Origin of the sequence: Psychrobacter lutiphocae DSM 21542 (assembly GCF_000382145.1) — a bacterium.
GTDB classification, from domain to species: Bacteria; Pseudomonadota; Gammaproteobacteria; order Pseudomonadales; family Moraxellaceae; genus Psychrobacter; species Psychrobacter lutiphocae.
In genome coordinates, this window is sequence record NZ_KB907624.1 from 68422 (window position 1) to 87604 (window position 19183).

Sequence of the window (19183 nt, forward strand, 5' to 3'; positions counted from 1 at the left end):
ACGTTGGGCTATATTCTCGCTAATCTTTGCAAATTTTTTGACAATAGATCTCTATTTTTTACAAAACATACTTTGATTAGCGCAAGTCTATCCCATAGTTAGCTTAATGACCAAATATGGACATGCCCTAGTGTCATCAAGTGGTGATATATTTGAGGTAAACTGACGGCATATAGTACTAGTACATAGAGTAGTAGTGGAAAAAGTAGAGAAAAGCACCAAAAACTAACCAATTAATATAACAAAAATACAATAGAAACAACAAGGTAATTGATAAAGAAAAAAACGAGCTTACAATAATGAACGGCTATATAGTGTGGGCGCTGTATAAGGTCTGACTGCGATTTATCTTTTTTTTATCACCATTGTTAAAATAAAGACACGCCTAAGCACCAAAGTAGTCAATATAAGCAGTAAAATACATAGGGGATAATCTGTGAAACGCAACTGCGTTAAACGAGCAAATAAGCCAGATACTAAAATAAATAATAAGCCAAGTGTCGTATCAAGCGCTGCACCGACCCCTTTATTTGGCTTATTGATAAGGAACACAGCTCTGGCGACTTTTGTTAATCAGCTTATTTTGTGGGATACAAGTGTTTGTATTCACTTTAATCGCTATTCAGATCATCGAGGTATTGCTAAGTTTTTTAAGATTATCAGCCGTTTGGGGGATGGCTGGTTTTGGTATTTAATGCTAGTTTGTGCCTTTGTACGACAAGGAGCTTCGGCCATTGTACCGCTAACAGCAACTTTACTGGTAGGTTTGATAGGTTTGGTAGTTTATAAGCTTTTAAAAGCAAAAACGGTACGACCAAGACCCTATCAGGTACACCAAGCCATTGTACTGGGAGAAAGGCCATTGGACGTATTTAGTTTTCCATCTGGGCATACATTGCAAGCTGTGTTATTTACCTCATCTATTGGGGTTTATGTTCCTGAATTGTTGCCTGTTATGCTGGTGTTTACTTTTTTAATTGCTTTGTCACGCATGATATTAGGTTTGCATTATCCAACAGATGTTCTAGTGGGCGCAGGTATCGGCTATGCTTTATCGCTTTGGGTTAATGATATAGAGGGCTTGATTGTGATTGGCGTATCAGTTATGGTGCATTTAGGCTAGGTTTTATTCTTATCATTTTTCTTATTCTTATTCTTATTCTTATTCTTATTTTTATTCTTATTATTTTTTATTATTGTTCTTATATCCCTATTCTTAATTGCTACTTTGAAGGTTGATGAGCCAAAGCAAGGTTGATGAGCTAAAAGTAGCTATACAGGCCTAGATTAGCAAAAGTTTATTTCTCATTTTTAGCCCCGCCAATCAATTACACCCAGCAACCAATTAGGCTGACTATTACAGGGTGTCGATTGTTGTAGGAGGTAGACTATCGAGAGTTTAGAATTATTGACAGTGCCTAAACATAACATCACTAGTCATCTTATTTTTATCGTTTTTGTGGTAGTCTAAGAGCTGTATAAGCGTTTTACATGAAGTGATAATACTCAAGGAGCCAAGCCTTACCATGCCATCTGCCAACCATACCGACCATTCGTTAACGCCACAAGCCCCTTCAATATCTTCCAGCCAGCTAACGACAGCACACATTGAAAAATTAAGAATCGCTAGCCCGTTTGCTTATCAAATCTGGGAAAATAAACAAAATATATGTCAGAGCTTTTTGACCAGTTATCCTTTAGGTGAGGGATTAACCCACCAACAAATTTGTGACTTAATTGATGATTATACTTTAGATGATGGCTTAGAAGGAGAGTTGAAGCGTGCTGATGAAGCAGGCGTGATGACAGGGCTGCGCCGGTTACGTGAACTGTTAATGCTGCGCTGGATTTGGCAAGATGCACTGGGTATCATTAGTCTTGAACGGTTAACAAATGAGCTGTCGAACTTTGCTGATAACTGTATTATTTTTGCCAAAGACTATGTTTGGAAGCAAATGGTGGCTCGCTATGGACAGCCAACTTTTATCGATGCAAAAGGTCAGCGTCAGCTGGATGACATGGCAATTTATGCAATGGGGAAGCTTGGCGCACAAGAGCTGAATTTGTCCAGTGATATAGATCTGATATTCGTACATCGTGCTCGTGGTGAGACGGATGGTGATAAAACCAATGGCACCAAGTGTATCGATAACAAGCGATTTATGATTAAGCTGGGTCAAGGTATCATTAAGCTGTTAGATAGTAATACCGCTGAAGGCTTTGTGTTTCGAGTCGATATGCGTCTGCGTCCTTGGGGTGAGGGTAGTGATTTAGCCATCCATATTGCAGCGCTTGAGAAGTATTTTGCAGATCAAGGTCGTGCCTGGGAGCGTTTTGCTTGGTTAAAGGCACGTATTGTCAATGATATTGATGCCACTTTTAAAGAGCAGCTAGATCATATTACCAAGCCGTTTGTCTTTCGCTATTATGTTGATTATAGCGCCTTTGCTGCCTTGCGTGAGATGAAATCCTTGATTCAAAATCAAGTGGCACAAAGGGAGGATTTAGATAATGTTAAGTTGGGTGCAGGTGGCATCCGAGATATTGAATTTGTGGTGCAGGCTTTTCAGCTTATTTATGGTGGTCGGCACAGTCAGCTTGAAGTAAAGCCCTGTTTGCAGGCGATGAAAGTGCTGCATGATTTTGACTTCTTAGATGATCAGACCTATCAAAATCTGGAAGCCGCTTATCGCTTTTTGCGCCGTGTTGAGCATGGTATTCAAGCCATTCATGATCAGCAAAGTCAAAGACTACCCAGTGACCCAGTTTGTCAGAAAAACTTGGCAACTACTTTAGGTTTTGAAAGCTGGGACGATTTTTTGAAGCGCCTGAATGAACACCGTCAAAATGTACACCTGCCGTTTGATAGGATGGTCACTGAGCGTCAAATTGCGACCAATACTAGCGTTGATACTGAAAATGAGCGTCAAAGTTTGACCAATATATTGACGGAAGAAAATAATCAAAAGCTTGCTCAGTTTTGGGATAGTAAGCTAGTACAAAACTTATCGCCAGAAGCAAAAAATCGCTTAGATACGGCGTATCCTGTGTTGGTGCATGCATTATTAGAGCATGAAAGCAAGCAAGGCATGGCCAATGTGGCGTTACCTAGATTGCTTAATTTATTAGAAGCTATTTGCCGCAGGTCAATCTATCTGGTAATGCTAGCAGAAAATCCCAATGCTACCGTAAACTTAATCCCTATGCTGTCTGCCAGTCCTTGGATCGCAGGAGAGTTGACCCGCTATCCAGTGCTATTGGATTCTTTTTTACAACAGCGTTACCGCCACTTACCAGATAAAGAGGAGCTTGCAGATATTTTAAGACAGCGCTTATTAAGGGTCGAGCCAAATGATGAAGAGACTCTGCTTAATGTGCTGCGCTTATTTAAAAACAATCAAGTATTGGCAGTGGCAGCTAGTGATGTCATCGCTGAGCGCCCAATTATGAAAGTTTCTGACTCATTGACTTATATTGCAGAAGTGGTATTAGAGTTTACTTTAGAGCGTGCATTTAGTGAATTGGTCAATCGTCATGGCTACCCAATTAACCAACAAGGAGAATCGGTGACCGAGTCGCATAACGGTTTTGCGATTATTGGTTATGGTAAACTTGGCGGTATTGAGATGTCTTATACTTCGGATTTGGACTTAGTCTTTATTCATCAAATTAATGAACAGGCTATGACCACAGGCGCACGGCCAGTCAGTGGAATGAAGTTTACCGCACGCTTGGCACAAAAGCTGATGACTTATCTTAATACTCAAACTCGTGATGGACGTGCCTATGAGATTGATATGCGCCTAAGACCGTCAGGCAATGCTGGGATGATGGTTGTATCGAGCCGTTCGTTTGAGCGCTATCAATTAGAGAAAGCATGGGTATGGGAGCATCAAGCCTTGGTGCGCGCCCGTGCTATCTGTGGTGACAAACGAGTACAGCACACCTTTAATCAGATACGCAGTCAGGTGCTCACCCGTCATTGTGACATTAACGAGTTAAAACAAAAAGTCATTGAAATGCGTGACAAAATGAAAGACCATTTGGGCAGTGATCAACAAACGCAGCAACAAGGAAAGTTTCATTTAAAGCAGGATGCTGGCGGCATCGTTGATATCGAATTTATGGCACAGTTTGGCGTATTGGCACATGCGCACCAATATCCAGAGCTTACGCAGTGGAGTGATAATGTGCGTATCTTTGAAAGCTTAGCAACTGCTGGGGTATGGGATAAAGCAACATGCGAAGGATTGACCCAAGCCTATTTGGATTTGCGGGCAGCCATACACAAAATTGCCTTAGCCAATGAAGAGATTGTGGTTGATGCGGAGCCTTGGCAACAGACACGCGAATTTGTCATATCTAAATGGAATGAGATTGTTGTATAATTTTTACCTGGCTTTTAGCAAACAAAAATTTGATAGTCAATTAAATAGGCAATGCTATACTGAATGTTCTACAAACTTGCTATCTATGAGTGCAGCAGTCCTTAAAATCAACGTCTTATGTGCTGTGTCTCACTAGGTAACATCTTGGTTAACAACATTAAATGATCGGATAATGATCAAAAAAACGATAACTTCACACATGGAATAAATATTATGAATATGGCAACAACTGAAGGTAAGCTTTGGCTCAATGGCACGATGATCGACCAGCCAGATGCTAAAGTTCACGTATTAACCCACAGTTTGCATTATGGTATGGCTGTATTCGAAGGGGTACGTGCGTATGAGACTGATGATGGTCGTACTGCCATCTTCCGTCTTGATGATCACACGGATCGCTTACTGGGTTCAGCTAAGATTTTCCAATTGAATGTGCCTTATGACAAAGCCACTTTAGATCAGGCACAAAAAGATGTGGTTAAGCAAAACAACTTAGCTTCAGCGTATATCCGTCCGCTTATTTGGGTTGGTGCAGAAAAGCTGGGTCTGTCATCACGTGATAACAGTATCAATGCGATGGTTGCTGCTTGGCAGTGGGGGGCTTACTTAGGTGAAGATGGGATGCAAAAAGGTATCCGTGTCAAAACATCTTCATTTTCACACCATATGACGAATATCACTATGTGTAAAGCTAAAGCGGCTAGTAACTACCCTGTTTCTATTATGGCTAACCAAGAAGTCACTCGTAACGGCTATGATGAAGCCATTTTGATGGATACTCAAGGTTATGTCTGCCAAGGCTCTGGTGAAAACCTATTTATGGTCAAAAATGGTGAGCTACACACTCCAGATTTAGCAGGTGGTGCGCTTGACGGTATTACCCGTCGCACCATTATCCAGTTTGCAGAAGACTTAGGCATCAAAGTCATTGAGCGCCGTATTACGCGTGATGAATTCTACTTAGCTGATGAAGTCTTTATGACTGGTACTGCTGCTGAAGTCACCCCAATTCGTGAATACGATGATCGTACCATTGGTAATGGCGGTCGTGGTGAGCTTACTGAAAAATTGCAGACCCTATACTTTGACGTGGTACATGGTCGTAACGAGCAGTACAAACATTGGTTAAGCTTTATTGACGAATAGACAAGCAAAATAATATATATAAAATGTATGTATAAGTCAGGATAAAACGAAAAAAGCAAAGGTATGGCCTTTGCTTTTTTATTTGTATAGATTTCTGTCGAGTCCACAATATTAATAACAGTTTTTATCTATAAAAAAATATTTTTTATGTATAAAATAATAGGTTACTTTCATATACACTTTAAACATCTATTTTTAATGACTTAACTTTAACTATTTAACTTTAAGCAACTATTTAACTTTAAACACTAAACACTAAACAGCAAACACAAAAAAGATTATAGATTATGAAAATATTAGTGACCGGCGGTGCAGGCTTTATAGGCTCTGCTGTGGTGCGCCATATTATCAATAACACTCAAGATGAGGTGCTTAACATTGATAAATTGACCTATGCAGGCAATTTAGAGTCCTTGCTATCGATAGCGGACAATCCCAGATACAGCTTCCAACAAATCGATATTTGTGACAGACAAGCCGTTGAACAAGCCTTTGCCAGCTTTCAACCAGACGTTATCATGCATTTGGCTGCTGAGTCGCATGTGGATCGTTCTATTGATGGCCCTGCTGAGTTTATTCATACCAATATAGTCGGCACTTACACCTTATTAGAGGTAGCACGTCAATACTGGAAAGGACTTGAAGCTGACAAAAAAGCAGGCTTTAAATTCCACCATGTGTCTACCGATGAAGTCTATGGTGACTTAGAGCACACAACAGATTTATTCACTGAAACCACACCTTACGCACCAAGCTCGCCATATTCAGCGTCCAAAGCCAGCTCAGATCATTTAGTCCGAGCTTGGCATCGCACTTATGGCTTGCCAGTGTTAATTACCAATTGCTCGAATAATTACGGGCCCTATCATTTTCCAGAAAAGCTGATTCCTTTGGTTATCTTAAATGCCTTGGAAGGTAAGCCGCTGCCAGTATATGGTGAAGGTACTCAAATTCGTGATTGGCTGTATGTGGAAGATCATGCAAGAGCGCTTTATAAAGTAATTACTGAGGGTAAATGTGGTGAAACGTACAATATTGGCGGTCACAACGAGAAGCAAAATATTGAGGTGGTAAAAACCATCTGTCAAATACTCGATGCGCTGCAACCTCAAGCCAACGGTCAGCCTTATGAGTCGTTGATTACCTTCGTTAAAGACCGCCCGGGTCACGATTTACGCTATGCGATTGATGCCTCGAAGATACAGCAAGAGCTTGGCTGGACGCCAGAAGAGACTTTTGCAACTGGTATCCGTAAAACAGTACAATGGTATCTAGATAATTTAACCTGGTGTCGCCGTGTCCAAGATGGCAGTTATCAACGTGAGAGATTGGGAGTGCAACCATAATGAGTATAAAAATGAATACTAAAGGCATTATTCTTGCGGGTGGGTCAGGCACTCGTTTATATCCAATTACTAAGGGTGTTTCTAAGCAGCTTTTGCCCATTTATGATAAGCCGATGATTTATTATCCTCTGTCCGTATTAATGTTGTCGGGTATCCAAGATATTCTCGTCATTAGTACTCCAGAAGATATCGATGGCTTTAAGCGTCTATTAGGTGATGGTAATCAGCTTGGCGTGCATATCTCTTATGCGGTTCAGCCAAGCCCAGATGGATTGGCACAAGCCTTTGTTATCGGTGAAGATTTTATTGGTGATAGCAACGTATGCTTGGTGCTGGGTGACAATATTTTTTACGGTCAAGGCTTTACGCCCATGTTAAAAGGTGCGGCAGCACGTCGTAGTGGTGCCACTGTGTTTGGCTATCAGGTCAAAGACCCTGAGCGCTTTGGTGTGGTTGAGTTTGATGACAATCAACGAGCTATCTCATTAGAAGAAAAGCCGACTCACCCCAAATCAAACTTTGCGGTGACTGGTCTTTATTTCTATGATAACGATGTGGTTGAGATGGCAAAGCAGGTACAACCTTCAGAGCGGGGGGAGCTTGAGATTACCAGTATTAATCAGATGTATTTGCAGCGTGGTGATTTAAATGTTGAGCTACTCGGTCGAGGTTTTGCTTGGTTAGACACGGGTACTCATGAAAGCTTACTGGAAGCAGGTATGTTTGTAGAAACTATTGAAAAGCGACAAGGTTATAAGGTTGCTTGCTTAGAGGAAATTGCTTATAACAATGGTTGGTTAACCAAAGAGCAGGTACTTGAGCAAGGACAAAAGCTAAATAAAAATAGCTATGGTCAATATCTATTAGCACTTGCGGAAGGTAAGTTATGAGCTTGATTAAGTTAATAGACCTGCCTGTTTTGGGCGATGATAGAGGCTCTTTGATCGCTATTGAGGCACTAGATACCATTCCGTTTGAAGTCAAGCGAGTGTATTATATTTTTGATACTAAGGTTGGCGTCTCACGTGGCTTTCATGCGCATCATCAGTTGCAGCAGCTTGCCGTCTGTGTGTCTGGCAAATGCCGTATGGTGTTAGATGACGGTCATACCAAAGAAGAGGTTTGGCTAGACTCACCGAGTAAGGGCTTGTTAATTGGTGATATGGTCTGGCGTGAAATGCATGACTTTAGTGACGATTGTGTATTGTTGGTATTGGCCAGTGAGCACTATGATGAAGCAGATTATATTCGTGATTATGATGAGTTTTTAACGCTAAAAGGTGATCAGCATGCAATTTGATTTGACTGCAAAGACGATATATTTAAGGCTATTAACAGAAGATGATGCTGAGTTTGTTTGTCAGCTTAGAGGTGATGATAAGCTCAATACCTTTATTTCTAAAACGGATGTGGATATAGAAGTACAAAGGCAGTGGATTAAAAATTATAAATCTCGTGAACAAAATAAGAAAGAGTATTACTTTATTATTTGCCGAGTCGATGATAATCGCCCTGTTGGAACAGTTCGTTTGTATGACTTTAAAGAGGAACCTAAATCATTTTGTTGGGGCAGTTGGATTTTAAATAATAATAAAACCAAATATGCAGCAGTGGAAAGTGCATTATTAGTTTATGAAATGGGTTTTGATAAGTTGGGCTTTGATCAAAGCCATTTTGATGTGATGAAAGGCAACCAAAGTGTGCATGATTTTCATTTACGTATGGGTGCTCAGCAAGTATCTGAAGATGAACAAAACATCTATTATGTTTTCCCTAAACAAAGATATGAGATCAATAAAGAAAAATACGCTAAATTTTTAAATTAAATAAAAAGAATACAGAGCAGACCAGATTAGTAAAAATTAAAGATAAAACCCCCAAGGTTTAGGATAAATTATGTTATCTATTTCGCAGTTTCAAGTCGGTATGACAGCAGAAGTTAAGCGCAGCTTTAGTAGTGACGATGTGATTAAGTTTGCGGAAGTGTCAGGAGATGCCAATCCCATTCATTTAGATGATGATTATGCTAAGCAAACGATGTTTGGTGCAAGAATTGTGCATGGCGCATTGGCTTCAAGCCTCTTTTCTACCTTGTTTGCAAACAAACTGCCAGGACCTGGGTGTATTTATTTGAAGGCTGAGCATAAGTATTTACGACCGATATACCTCAATGAGGATATTACTTTCGTTGTAAAGTTGGTTGAGATTATTGAAGAAAAGCAACGGTTAATATTTGAAACGGTAGCACTAAATAAAGATAAAAAGTGCATTGTTGGCAGTGCTGAAATTTACATTCCATAGGCATTCTTTAAGCATCCCTTAGTTAGGTATTAGGTATTAGGTATATAAAATGATTCCTTTTTTAGATTTAAAAGCAGTAAACAAGCAGTATAGAGACGCGCTTATTGAAGCGGCCACCCGTGTCATTGATTCAGGTTGGTATATCACTGGCAGCGAGCTTGAAACCTTTGAACAAAACTTTGCTCAATATTGTGGCGTTAAGCACTGCATAGGCGTTGCCAATGGCTTAGAAGCACTGACGCTGACTTTAAAAGCTTGGATGCTGTTAGGCAAACTACAACAAGGTGATGAAGTGATTGTCCCTGCCAACACTTATATTGCCAGCATCTTGGCCATTAGTAGCAATCATTTAACCCCTGTTTTGGTTGAGCCAGATCCTGTCACTTATAATTTGTGTCCAACAAATACGCAAGCAGCCATAACTGATAAAACAAAAGCCATTTTGCCCGTACATCTGTATGGACAGCTGGCGGATATGACTCAGATTATGGAGATTGCTAAGCAGCACGATTTATTGGTATTAGAAGATGCCGCCCAAGCACATGGTGCCAGTATTGACGGCGTTAGAGCAGGTAGCCTAGGTGACGCCGCAGGCTTTAGCTTTTATCCAGGCAAAAACCTAGGGGCATTGGGTGATGCGGGTGCAGTGACTACCAATGACAATGAGTTGGCTGAGACTTTGCGTGCGTTGCGCAACTATGGATCCCATGAGAAATATAAAAATATTTTTCAGGGTACCAATAGCCGCTTAGATGAAATACAAGCTGCCATGCTCAGTGTGAAATTGGATCATCTGGACGATGAAATAGCACAAAGACGCCAAATAGCCAAGGCTTATCTGGAAGGCATTAATAATCCTGCGCTAACTTTGCCAGAAGCTTATGGTGAGTCGCATGTTTGGCATTTGTTTGTGGTTCGCTGTGAGAAACGTGATAAGTTGCAGCAGTATTTGGCAGATAACGGGGTGCAAACTTTGATTCATTATCCAATTGCGCCGCACAAACAACAGGCCTATGCCGAATGGAATGATTTAAGCTATCCCGTTACTGAGTCTATTCATCAGCAGGTATTAAGTTTGCCAATGAGTCCTGTACTTGATATGAGCGATGTTAAGAAGGTGATTGAGCTGTGTAATGCGTATCAACCGTAATAGTTTATTTTTGAATAAGCAGGTGAATGGGTTTCAATAAAAGGGACACATAGTGAAAGATAGGTTTGAGCTTGGTAGGCAACTTATATCCAATCAGCTAAAAGCAGTTAAATTTAAGCTAAAATATAAAAGGTTGCAAAAAAAGTCATTGGCGGATTTGCAGACCTTTACTATTTTGGAAGAGTGTGGACTTGAGAATGTATCAACCAGTCCAAAATATAATAATGCTTGTAATCAGCAGCTGACATACCCAGAAGTTGCTATAAAGCTGTATCAATTAAAAGATGTTTATTGCAATATTGAGGGTGCTAATTTTGTCACTGAAGATTTAAAGTATGTTTTTATAGAAGAGTTCCCCTATATATCTTGTGAAGATGCAAACTATAAAGCAGGGTTAGTAGTGCGGCATGATACACAGTTTGCATATATTAAAAATATTAAAAAATCGCAAGTTAGGAGATTTGATTCAGTTTTTTTCTTAGGTGGTAATGGGTCATTTAATTTTTATCATTGGATGATAGAGTTAGTGCCTAAGTTATTATTGATAACTAACGAAATGTTACAGGAAAAGGGTATAGATACGATTGTAGTTCATAAGTGTGTGCAAAAAATTGATAATTATCAATGGTTATTAACCCAGTGTAGTAAACACCTTCCATCAGCAAAGATAGTTTATGTTGATGCAAATGATATACTTTTTGCTGAAAACTTGTTGTTTATAAATACCTTTAATCAAACTCTTTATCATCAGCGAAAAGGAGTAGATGGCTATCAAACAACAACAATTTTTAATTGTAGCAATATAGATGCTTATCGACAGTTACTCAAGTGTGCAGCAGATAAGCTAACCACGACACCAGTTACAGGCAATATAGGTAATAGTCTTAATCAGCTAGATATAAAGTATAATAAGATCTTTGTTTTACGTAATGAAGACTCAGTTAGTCGCTACAATAATAGACGTTATAATCAACAAGAAGTATTTAGTTTTTTTAAAAAAGAAGGTTTTATTGGTGTCTATCCAGATCAGCTTAGCCTAAGTGAGCAGATTCAGCTGTTTCAAAATGCAGACTTTATCGTTGGCCCAACAGGGGCGTCTTGGTCAAATTTAATATTTGCCAGTAAAGGTATGAAAGCGATCAGTTGGTTGCCCAGTCAATTACAATACTTTGATACCTATTGTTCTTTAGCTAATTTGTTAGGCGTTGATATGCGCTTTTTGCAGTACAAAACCGAAAATGAAGATATACATTCTGCTTATCAGTTAGATTTAAATGAAGTCATAGAACTATATAAACAGATGAAATAGTTAAGCTGGATAAGAGACGTAATTTTGACTTTTTTTAAGCTTAAGACAGCTGTGGTATTTGCATAATAATAAATATATAAACGTTAACGGTATTAAACTTAGGTAGTAATATGACCAACCCTTTAGTTTCAGTCGTCATTCCTTGTTATAACCATCAAGACTTTGTGCAAGATAGCATTCAAAGCGTTATTGATCAAACTTACCAAAACATTGAGCTAATTATCATCGATGATGGTTCAAAAGATGATTCGGTTGCTAAAATAGAGCAGATGATTGAGGCTTGTGAGCAAAGATTTACTCGTTTTGAGTTCAGAAGCCGTCCGAACAAAGGGTTGAGCGCAACTTTAAATGAGGCAATAGAGCGGTGTCAGGGTAAGTATTTTGCTGCCTTAGCTTCTGATGATATGGTTTTGCCACATAAGACGGCTACCCAAGTTGAGTTTTTAGAAGCACATCCAGAAATTAGTGCGGTATTTGCTGGTGCAAAGCTAATTGATGATAGTGATGAAATGTTTGAAGTTACTTTAAGAGAGCCTGGAATTTATAGCTTCAAACAGATTATTATGAATAAATATGATTTTCCTGCAGCTACTCAAATGCTAAGGTTAGATATTGTAAAAGAGGTCGGGGGTTATGATCCGTCGATAGCGCTTGAAGATTGGTATATGTGGCTGAAAATTAGCGAGATCAGCCAAATTTATTATATGGATGAGGTCTTAGGTTGCTATCGACGCCATGAGGGTAACTTCTCAGCAAATCTTGAGAAAATGATGCAAGGGCGTATTGATGTGCTAAATTGTTTTCAAGATTCTAAGTATTATCCTAAGGCGATGGAGCGAGTACTGTGGTCTAATGCACGCAGACGCATAGAAAATAGTAGTGGTAGAGAAAAAATAGAAAGATATAAAGCGCTATTTAAACAAAAGCCGTTAAAAGCTAGTAATTTATTATTAACGCAAACGATTAAAAAAATTAAAAATAAATAGGTTGTTTATTCCCGTATCTATCGATTATCTATTGTTAACTCTTAAATATTATTAGCTAGATAAAGGTTATTAGTTAGAATTGATTTGGATTCTGACTGTCATCTTATTTTTAAAACAAACTATTTTTTTTAATTTTTAGTTTGGTTTGATATTCAATGATATCTTGATAAATCCTTTGCTCAACTTTTCTAATATTTTTGGTGTTAATGGACTTGCTCATCGATCTAAAGGGAATAAGTAATTTTTCACCAATACCATCGACTAATACAAACTCTGGTCTGCCTTGGCGCTGTTCAGTGTACATAATACCACCAATATTAATTTCACCAAACACCACATGAAAGTCGCAACAATCATCAAAAAAGCGTGCCAATGCTTGTTGCTGTTCATCACCGTACAAGCCCTTAATCAATAAATGCTCTAAAGTTAAAGACTGACCTGTGGGGCTGATAATTTTTTCGGTGACCAAGCCTAAGCCCTGGTTTGTACCAATAAAGCCATGTACGGTTTCAATAGGAAAGATATATTGGTTTTGACTATAATGATTTTTGCACAATTGTAGATATTGCAGTAGCTCTCGACGAAATTGACGATAAATGCCTTGATGACGGTGTGAGCGTAAGTGATGTTGGGTAGCACGTCCACCATCAGCAGTCGCATTTTCTGGTCGCATGATTTTGATTACCTTACCATCATCTTCTGGATAGGCATAGACCAGCTTTTGTGTTCCTTTACCAAGTAAGTCAAGGTTTTCTACTACAATCATGTAAATCTCGTTTTATTGTTCTTTGTCTATTTAAGTTAAATAAATAAGTTAAGTGAAATAAGTAAGGAAATCAAAACAAAGAAAAGCCTACCGAAAAGGTATCTGCTTCGCAAATAGTGCATCCTTGGTTTGTTCTACTAGTCTATTTGCCTCACGGCGTATTTTAGCTAAGCCTCCTTTTTTTTCTGAGCGCATTCTTTTGCGACGATCTGCCTCTAGCGTACTGGGTAACTGCAAGCTATCGGCAGTTGCATTTAAAACAATATCTTGGATACATAGTGCTGGAACCATTTGATAGACAGGCTCTTGATCAGCCTCAATAAAGTCTCTAAAGACCGTCTCATCAATAGGTAACATAGTATGCTGCATGGCATAAGCTAGTAGCTGCTCTGCCCCTTGTTGTGATAGGGTATAAGCACCGGCGCCCAAATGTTTGCCTTTTAAAGGAACAAGTTTTCGCTGTTTGGCAAGTGGTATTTGTTTTGTGTTGTCTAATATTACTTTATTGTTTACAGTCTCAATTTTTAGGATATGCCAGTTAGGGTTAATCCAATCAGAGCTGTTTAAATAAAAGCTGGCATCTTGACCTAAATACACATCATCTTCAAATACTGTAAAGTATGAGACGCCTTCTGCCAGTGCTTTTTTCCATACTGCAATATGGCTCATCATACAAGCTAACTCAACGGGTGTTAAATGCTCAGGCTCAAGTTCAAAAGGCAATTTATTATCTAAGATATATTGCTTAGCAGTATCAGGTGTTAAGGCATCAAAAAACTCAAACTCAACCTGATGTTTGCCAAACTCTTTTTCGATATGCTCACGGCGCTCGCTTGCTGATTTTAAGCTAATCACATAATTTTTCATAAAAAATCCTATTAGCCTATCGGCTAGGGTTATCATCTATTGTTGTATTTATTGTCATGTCTGCGTGTTTGCATTTATTGACTTAATTCGTTACTTATTTAGCTGTTAATTGAGTTATTTATTGAGTTACTTAGTCGTTTAGCTATTTAGATTTTGCGCTGGCCAGATGCTTTAGCGCAGCAGTCTTATTTTTTAACATACGCAGTTGTTTTTTGACATTATAGCTGGCATCTCGTTTTTCTCTGTCTTTGCGCTCAATATTTTGTTCAGTTACTGAGCCTAGAATATCACTGTCAACGCCTAATGGGCGCACAGGTGCTGGCCAAATACCTAGACCTTTGCCATTTGCACTTAACCAGTTTTGAAAAAAGATATCGACCGGCATGCTAATCGGTTTGCCTTTGGCCACGAATTCTTTGGCACCTTGGCGTGACCAAATCAAGCCAAGCCCACGAATGGGGAAGTAAAAGGCGTGCCATAGACTATGACCTTCTAATGTTGTGATGTCATGCGCCAGCTTTTTCTTTTTTGATGCCAAGTTGACTAAATACCAGTCAAGCTCAGGATGGCTATCCAAATAGGCGAGGGTAGCATCCATGATCTGTTTGAACTCAGGATTAATCTTTAAGTCATCCTCTAGCACAATCAGGTAGTCGGCATCTGTACTCAAAAATTGCTCGGCACACTGGTAATGGCTTAAATAGCACCCAATTTCAGAGTTTAGCAGACTTCGACCCAGATTTTTTCTGGCTTTGCTGTCAGCATAATCTACAAAGTCAGACAACTGTTTGCCACGGCCGTCATAGGCTGAGATACGCTCAAACGGCCAGTTAACGGCATTAAGCTGTTCGGTGGCTGTGTTTAAGCGCTCTTTACTGCTGTCAAGATTGATCAAATAGGTGACTGTTTTCATAGTAAGTACGTAACCAAGTCGGTTTTTATAAAATAATAATGCTGTATAAGGTATATAGGGATAGGGTTAAGCCTTTGCAAGCAGGGCTGACGGCAGATGCGAGGCCAGTTTATTATTCATGGCACTACTAACCTGAGTAAATAGCTTAGGATCTAATTGATCCATGCTTTGGATACAGCCGTATTTAATCGAGGTGTCGGTTAAGTCGTCTAAAAACTTGGGCACACTGCTGTCATTTTTTAGATAGTTTAACTGAAGATTTGGCATCAAGGTGGCTTGATTGCTGTTGATTTTTAAGTGATTCATCAGCGATACTGGATCAAATTGGGAAATGTCTCTAAATTTATGCTTGATTTGATCGGACAGTAGTTTGGGATGTCCCAGTAGATAATCTTGCAAGGCTTTTTTATCGACAATGTGTGGATAGTGATGAATTTCAAAGAACTTATCGCCTTTATAAACTTGCTCAGCGCCCAACATTTGAGCTGTGGTATATTTTGGCTGTAAGGTTTTATTGAATACTTTGCTTAAAAACGATCTATAAGTGAGCTTGGTCTTTAATACTGTCTTTTTACGCCAGTGACCTCGAATGATAATATTACCATTATTGTCTAAAAAATCACCAATAGTTGCTGGTTGATTAAAAAAGAAATCATCGTCTAAGCTGATATAGTAATCAGATAAGTCGGGAATATTCCACAGCATGGTCTCAATGGATAGACTATTAAAGGTGGGCAAATACTGCTTATAGCCTTTGAATATTTGAGTGTGATCAATGATTTGAATTTTGTCTTTGTCACAAATGCCTTCGGTGACAAAATCGTCTATAAAGGCTGGTTTTTGTCCATCAGTCACAATATAAATATGACCACAAAAAGGCACATATTTTAAAATAGAAGCCACGTTGTAATAGATTTCATTAAAGCTATTAAAGCGAGTAGGGCTAATGGCATTTGAGGGAATGTCGTCTTGCTTTAAGTAAGGCGCTCTTTTTTTGTTCAGTACCGGATCATCACCATCCACCCAGGTGAGTACTAGGTCAATTTTTTGGTCATTATTACTCATGATTTCTCCGTTTAAGATGATGTGTTTGCGCTTGTTTATGTGCTGATTTATTAATCGCAATCTACTGCCAATATTGCTTTAACCAAGGGCTAGGCTTCACATGACGATACCACTTACCGCCACCACCTTTGATCGCATCGGGTGGATTAATCTCTCCATGGAAAATGACAATTTTTGCGCCCTCAGGTAAGCGAGGAGCTTTGATAAAGTTCAATGGACTAGGCGCCATACATTGGTATTTGAAGCTGACACACCACGTTTTGTCCCAGTATTCTAAGTGATGATGTTGACGCAGATAATTGGATAGATAAGCCTGCTCATGACGCACTTCTGAGCGGATTTTGGCAAAGTTTTGTTCAAAATAGTTCAGCAAATTTGGGTAAGTATTTTGACCAACTTTAAAACGATACACTGAGCTGTTACCGATCATACGCCACGGCTTTTTCCAGTCACGGATGATGACCACGCTGTCTTCATACTTAGCTTTATATTCAAAAAAGGCATCGATATTATCAACAATTACAATATCAATGTCCAAAAAAAGGGCAGTACCTTTTAAGTCATACAATTCAGGCTTAAAGGTGGTGAGCTTTTTCCAGCCACGCTCCGGTAGACCGTCAGGCAAATTCAGCTCTGGAATTGGGTAGCAGCGCACGTTGGGGTCGATGCCAGTTTCATCATCGGTTAAGCAGACCATTTGGAAGTCTAAAGTTAGGTTGCGCTTGACCATGTTATACAGACGATTTACATATTCGGGCCCGTATTTTGTACCCCATTTCATACAAATGATATAGCGCTGTTCAGATGTAGATTGGCTATCAGTGTTGTCAGTGTTTAAGTTAGCATTGGACTGAGTAGTGCTCATGAGTAACCTGTACAAATAGATGGTTTAATTAATAAGATTTTAGCAGATTATCGGCTGTGAGGCTGTTGTATTTTATCAGTTTGTTTTGTTAACACTTGCTTTTAAGCTTACAGCCCCTAGATATTTTTTCAAAAAAAACGCCACTATCTGATGGCAGGTAGTGGCGCTTTAATGCTAAACAATTTGAACTCTTAACCATATCAAGGACAGGTTAAATGTGCTTACTCTTCGGTTTTTGGCTTTTCACGTAAACGAATACCAAGCTCACGCAACTGACGGCTATCGACTTCAGCAGGGGCTTGAGTCAATGGGCAGTCTGCGGTTTTGGTTTTCGGGAAGGCAATCACGTCACGGATTGAGCTTGCACCCACCATTAACATGATTAGACGATCCAGACCAAATGCCAAACCACCGTGCGGTGGCGCACCATATTTTAGAGCGTCAAGTAGGAAGCTGAATTTCTCATCGGCTTCTTCTTTAGAGATACCTAGCGCATCGAATACAGCACGTTGCATCTCCACCGTGTTAATACGTAAACTACCGCCACCAACTTCAGTACCATTTAATACCATGTCATAGGCGATTGATAGTGCTGTTTCTGGGCTGTTTTTCAGCTCTTCAACAGAGCCTTTTGGCATTGTGAATGGGTGGTGCATAGCTGTCCACTGACCATCGTCTGTTTCTTCAAACATTGGGAAGTCAACAACCCATAACGGTGCCCACTCACAAGTTTCCATGTTCATGTCAAGACCAATTTTGACACGTAGTGCGCCCATGGCATCGTTAACAATCTTAGCTTTGTCCGCACCAAAGAAGATGATGTCGCCATTTTCAGCACCAGTACGCTCAACCAAGCTAACCAATACCTCATCAGTCATGTTTTTGATAATAGGTGATTGTAGGCCTGATTCTTTGTCAACACCATTGTTGATGTTGCTGACGTCATTGACTTTAATATAAGCTAAGCCACGAGCACCATAAATACCAACATACTTAGTGTATTCGTCAATTTGTTTGCGAGTTAGTGAGCCACCATTAGGTACCCGAAGGGCTGCAACACGGCCTTTAGGATCATTGGCAGGACCAGCAAATACTTTAAATTCAACGTCTTGCATTAAGTCAGCTACATCGACTAATTTTAATGGAATACGTAAGTCAGGCTTATCTGATGCATAGTCACGCATGGCATCTGCATAGGTCATGCGTGGGAACTTGCCAAGATCTACATCAAGCATCTTTTTGAATAAGTCTTGGATTAGACCTTCGTTGATGTTCATGATGTCTTCTTCAGTCAAGAATGACGTCTCGATATCCACCTGAGTAAATTCAGGCTGACGGTCGGCACGTAAGTCTTCATCACGGAAGCACTTAGCGATTTGATAATAGCGATCAAAGCCAGATACCATCAATAGCTGCTTGAATAGCTGCGGTGACTGAGGTAGCGCAAAGAAGTTACCTGGGCGTGTGCGTGAAGGCACCAGATAGTCACGAGCACCTTCAGGTGTCGCACGGGTTAGAATTGGGGTTTCAACATCCAAGAAGCCATGATCATCAAGATAGCGACGGATAGTAGAGGTCGCTTTGGCACGGAACATCATACGCTCAAGCATTTGCGGACGGCGCATGTCAAGATAGCGGTACTTTAAGCGTAAATCTTCGTTGACTGTGGTGGTTTCGTCATTCAGTGGGAATGGCGGTGTTTCTGATTTAGCCAATACTTCAATTTCTTTGGCCAATAGTTCCACTTTACCACTGGTCATGTTTGGATTTTGAGTGCCTTCATAACGCTCACGTACACGGCCTGTGATTTTTAATACATATTCAGGACGTGCGGCATCTGCTGTTGCAAACGCTTCTGGCGTATCTGGATCGATAACCACTTGCAAAATGCCTTCACGGTCACGCATATCCAAAAAGATCACACCACCATGGTCACGACGACGGTGAATCCAGCCAACGACTGTGATAGTCTGCTCTAGTAACGCCTCAGTTACTGCTCCACAATACTCGGTACGCATCATAAATTATCCACTACCTATATATAATTAATTATAAAAATAAAAATGGTCTATCAATAAGAA

At 39.8% G+C, this 19183-nt stretch carries 17 protein-coding genes; 11 read left to right on the forward strand and 6 right to left on the reverse strand.

The features are described 5' to 3' along the window. Positions 1 to 556: 556 nt before the first annotated feature. From H140_RS0101925 to H140_RS13695, 11 genes are all read left to right on the forward strand, one after another. The gene (locus tag H140_RS0101925; RefSeq protein WP_051086840.1) at positions 557 to 1123 is read left to right on the forward strand and encodes a phosphatase PAP2 family protein; all 567 of its coding nucleotides are present in this window, start codon (positions 557 to 559) and stop codon (positions 1121 to 1123) included. Between the two features lie 403 nt (positions 1124 to 1526). Next, entirely contained in the window at positions 1527 to 4388 is a 2862-nt protein-coding gene (gene glnE, locus H140_RS0101930; RefSeq protein WP_019671969.1) for a bifunctional [glutamate--ammonia ligase]-adenylyl-L-tyrosine phosphorylase/[glutamate--ammonia-ligase] adenylyltransferase, read from the forward strand. Between the two features lie 213 nt (positions 4389 to 4601). Next, positions 4602 to 5534 (forward strand): branched-chain amino acid transaminase, encoded by a 933-nt coding sequence (locus H140_RS0101935; protein WP_019671970.1) that lies wholly within the window; start codon positions 4602 to 4604, stop codon positions 5532 to 5534. A gap of 287 nt (positions 5535 to 5821) precedes the next feature. Next, positions 5822 to 6880 carry a dTDP-glucose 4,6-dehydratase gene (rfbB, locus tag H140_RS0101940; RefSeq protein WP_019671971.1) on the forward strand — a complete coding sequence of 353 codons (1059 nt, stop codon included), beginning with the start codon at positions 5822 to 5824 and terminating at the stop codon, positions 6878 to 6880. Between the two features lie 11 nt (positions 6881 to 6891). Beyond that, a complete protein-coding gene (rfbA, locus tag H140_RS0101945) occupies positions 6892 to 7770 on the forward strand; it encodes a glucose-1-phosphate thymidylyltransferase RfbA (protein ID WP_019671972.1) in 879 nt (292 codons plus the stop codon). Beyond that, positions 7767 to 8180, forward strand: a complete 414-nt coding sequence (locus H140_RS0101950; RefSeq protein WP_019671973.1) for a sugar 3,4-ketoisomerase — start codon at positions 7767 to 7769, stop codon at positions 8178 to 8180. Before rfbA ends, H140_RS0101950 begins: the two co-directional genes overlap by 4 nt. Next, positions 8170 to 8706: a GNAT family N-acetyltransferase gene (locus tag H140_RS0101955; RefSeq protein ID WP_019671974.1), complete on the forward strand. Its 537-nt coding sequence runs from the start codon at positions 8170 to 8172 to the stop codon at positions 8704 to 8706. The genes H140_RS0101950 and H140_RS0101955 overlap by 11 nt, the downstream gene beginning before the upstream one ends. 70 nt (positions 8707 to 8776) lie before the next feature. Then, positions 8777 to 9181, forward strand: a complete 405-nt coding sequence (locus H140_RS0101960; protein ID WP_019671975.1) for a MaoC family dehydratase — start codon at positions 8777 to 8779, stop codon at positions 9179 to 9181. 49 nt (positions 9182 to 9230) lie between these two features. Next, positions 9231 to 10331: a DegT/DnrJ/EryC1/StrS family aminotransferase gene (locus H140_RS0101965; RefSeq protein ID WP_019671976.1), complete on the forward strand. Its 1101-nt coding sequence runs from the start codon at positions 9231 to 9233 to the stop codon at positions 10329 to 10331. A 52-nt stretch (positions 10332 to 10383) separates the two neighbouring features. Next, positions 10384 to 11640 carry a glycosyltransferase family 61 protein gene (locus H140_RS0101970; protein WP_019671977.1) on the forward strand — a complete coding sequence of 419 codons (1257 nt, stop codon included), beginning with the start codon at positions 10384 to 10386 and terminating at the stop codon, positions 11638 to 11640. 110 nt (positions 11641 to 11750) lie between these two features. Continuing rightward, positions 11751 to 12626, forward strand: a complete 876-nt coding sequence (locus H140_RS13695) for a glycosyltransferase family 2 protein (protein WP_019671978.1) — start codon at positions 11751 to 11753, stop codon at positions 12624 to 12626. A 109-nt stretch (positions 12627 to 12735) separates the two neighbouring features. Here the strand turns inward: H140_RS13695 and H140_RS0101980 are convergent, their stop codons facing one another. The 6 genes from H140_RS0101980 to aspS all read right to left on the reverse strand — a co-directional run bounded on the left by H140_RS0101980 (position 12736) and on the right by aspS (position 19123). Beyond that, on the reverse strand, positions 12736 to 13392 hold the full coding sequence (locus H140_RS0101980; RefSeq protein ID WP_019671979.1) for a YrbL family protein: 657 nt from the start codon (positions 13390 to 13392) through the stop codon (positions 12736 to 12738). A gap of 87 nt (positions 13393 to 13479) precedes the next feature. Then, entirely contained in the window at positions 13480 to 14259 is a 780-nt protein-coding gene (locus tag H140_RS0101985; protein ID WP_019671980.1) for a glycosyltransferase family 25 protein, read from the reverse strand. Positions 14260 to 14401: 142 nt separating this feature from the next. Continuing rightward, on the reverse strand, positions 14402 to 15172 hold the full coding sequence (locus H140_RS0101990; RefSeq protein WP_019671981.1) for a glycosyltransferase family 25 protein: 771 nt from the start codon (positions 15170 to 15172) through the stop codon (positions 14402 to 14404). Between the two features lie 66 nt (positions 15173 to 15238). Next, positions 15239 to 16237 (reverse strand): Stealth CR1 domain-containing protein, encoded by a 999-nt coding sequence (locus H140_RS0101995; protein WP_019671982.1) that lies wholly within the window; start codon positions 16235 to 16237, stop codon positions 15239 to 15241. Positions 16238 to 16298: 61 nt separating this feature from the next. Then, complete coding sequence (locus tag H140_RS0102000; RefSeq protein WP_019671983.1) at positions 16299 to 17102, reverse strand: hypothetical protein; 804 nt, start codon at positions 17100 to 17102, stop codon at positions 16299 to 16301. A gap of 221 nt (positions 17103 to 17323) precedes the next feature. Continuing rightward, complete coding sequence (gene aspS / locus H140_RS0102005) at positions 17324 to 19123, reverse strand: aspartate--tRNA ligase (protein WP_019671984.1); 1800 nt, start codon at positions 19121 to 19123, stop codon at positions 17324 to 17326. Positions 19124 to 19183 lie beyond the last annotated feature (60 nt).

What these genes read in the sequence shown, in the direction of transcription:
- glnE (WP_019671969.1), top strand. Translation starts at nt 1,527, where the DNA reads ATGCCATCTGCCAACCATACCGACCATTCGTTAACGCCACAAGCCCCT.
- H140_RS0101935 (WP_019671970.1), top strand. Translation starts at nt 4,602, where the DNA reads ATGAATATGGCAACAACTGAAGGTAAGCTTTGGCTCAATGGCACGATG.
- rfbB (WP_019671971.1), top strand. Translation starts at nt 5,822, where the DNA reads ATGAAAATATTAGTGACCGGCGGTGCAGGCTTTATAGGCTCTGCTGTG.
- rfbA (WP_019671972.1), top strand. Translation starts at nt 6,892, where the DNA reads ATGAATACTAAAGGCATTATTCTTGCGGGTGGGTCAGGCACTCGTTTA.
- H140_RS0101950 (WP_019671973.1), top strand. Translation starts at nt 7,767, where the DNA reads ATGAGCTTGATTAAGTTAATAGACCTGCCTGTTTTGGGCGATGATAGA.
- H140_RS0101955 (WP_019671974.1), top strand. Translation starts at nt 8,170, where the DNA reads ATGCAATTTGATTTGACTGCAAAGACGATATATTTAAGGCTATTAACA.
- H140_RS0101960 (WP_019671975.1), top strand. Translation starts at nt 8,777, where the DNA reads ATGTTATCTATTTCGCAGTTTCAAGTCGGTATGACAGCAGAAGTTAAG.
- H140_RS0101965 (WP_019671976.1), top strand. Translation starts at nt 9,231, where the DNA reads ATGATTCCTTTTTTAGATTTAAAAGCAGTAAACAAGCAGTATAGAGAC.
- H140_RS13695 (WP_019671978.1), top strand. Translation starts at nt 11,751, where the DNA reads ATGACCAACCCTTTAGTTTCAGTCGTCATTCCTTGTTATAACCATCAA.
- H140_RS0101980 (WP_019671979.1), bottom strand. Translation starts at nt 13,392, where the DNA reads ATGATTGTAGTAGAAAACCTTGACTTACTTGGTAAAGGAACACAAAAG.
- H140_RS0101985 (WP_019671980.1), bottom strand. Translation starts at nt 14,259, where the DNA reads ATGAAAAATTATGTGATTAGCTTAAAATCAGCAAGCGAGCGCCGTGAG.
- H140_RS0101990 (WP_019671981.1), bottom strand. Translation starts at nt 15,172, where the DNA reads ATGAAAACAGTCACCTATTTGATCAATCTTGACAGCAGTAAAGAGCGC.
- H140_RS0101995 (WP_019671982.1), bottom strand. Translation starts at nt 16,237, where the DNA reads ATGAGTAATAATGACCAAAAAATTGACCTAGTACTCACCTGGGTGGAT.
- H140_RS0102000 (WP_019671983.1), bottom strand. Translation starts at nt 17,102, where the DNA reads ATGAGCACTACTCAGTCCAATGCTAACTTAAACACTGACAACACTGAT.
- aspS (WP_019671984.1), bottom strand. Translation starts at nt 19,123, where the DNA reads ATGATGCGTACCGAGTATTGTGGAGCAGTAACTGAGGCGTTACTAGAG.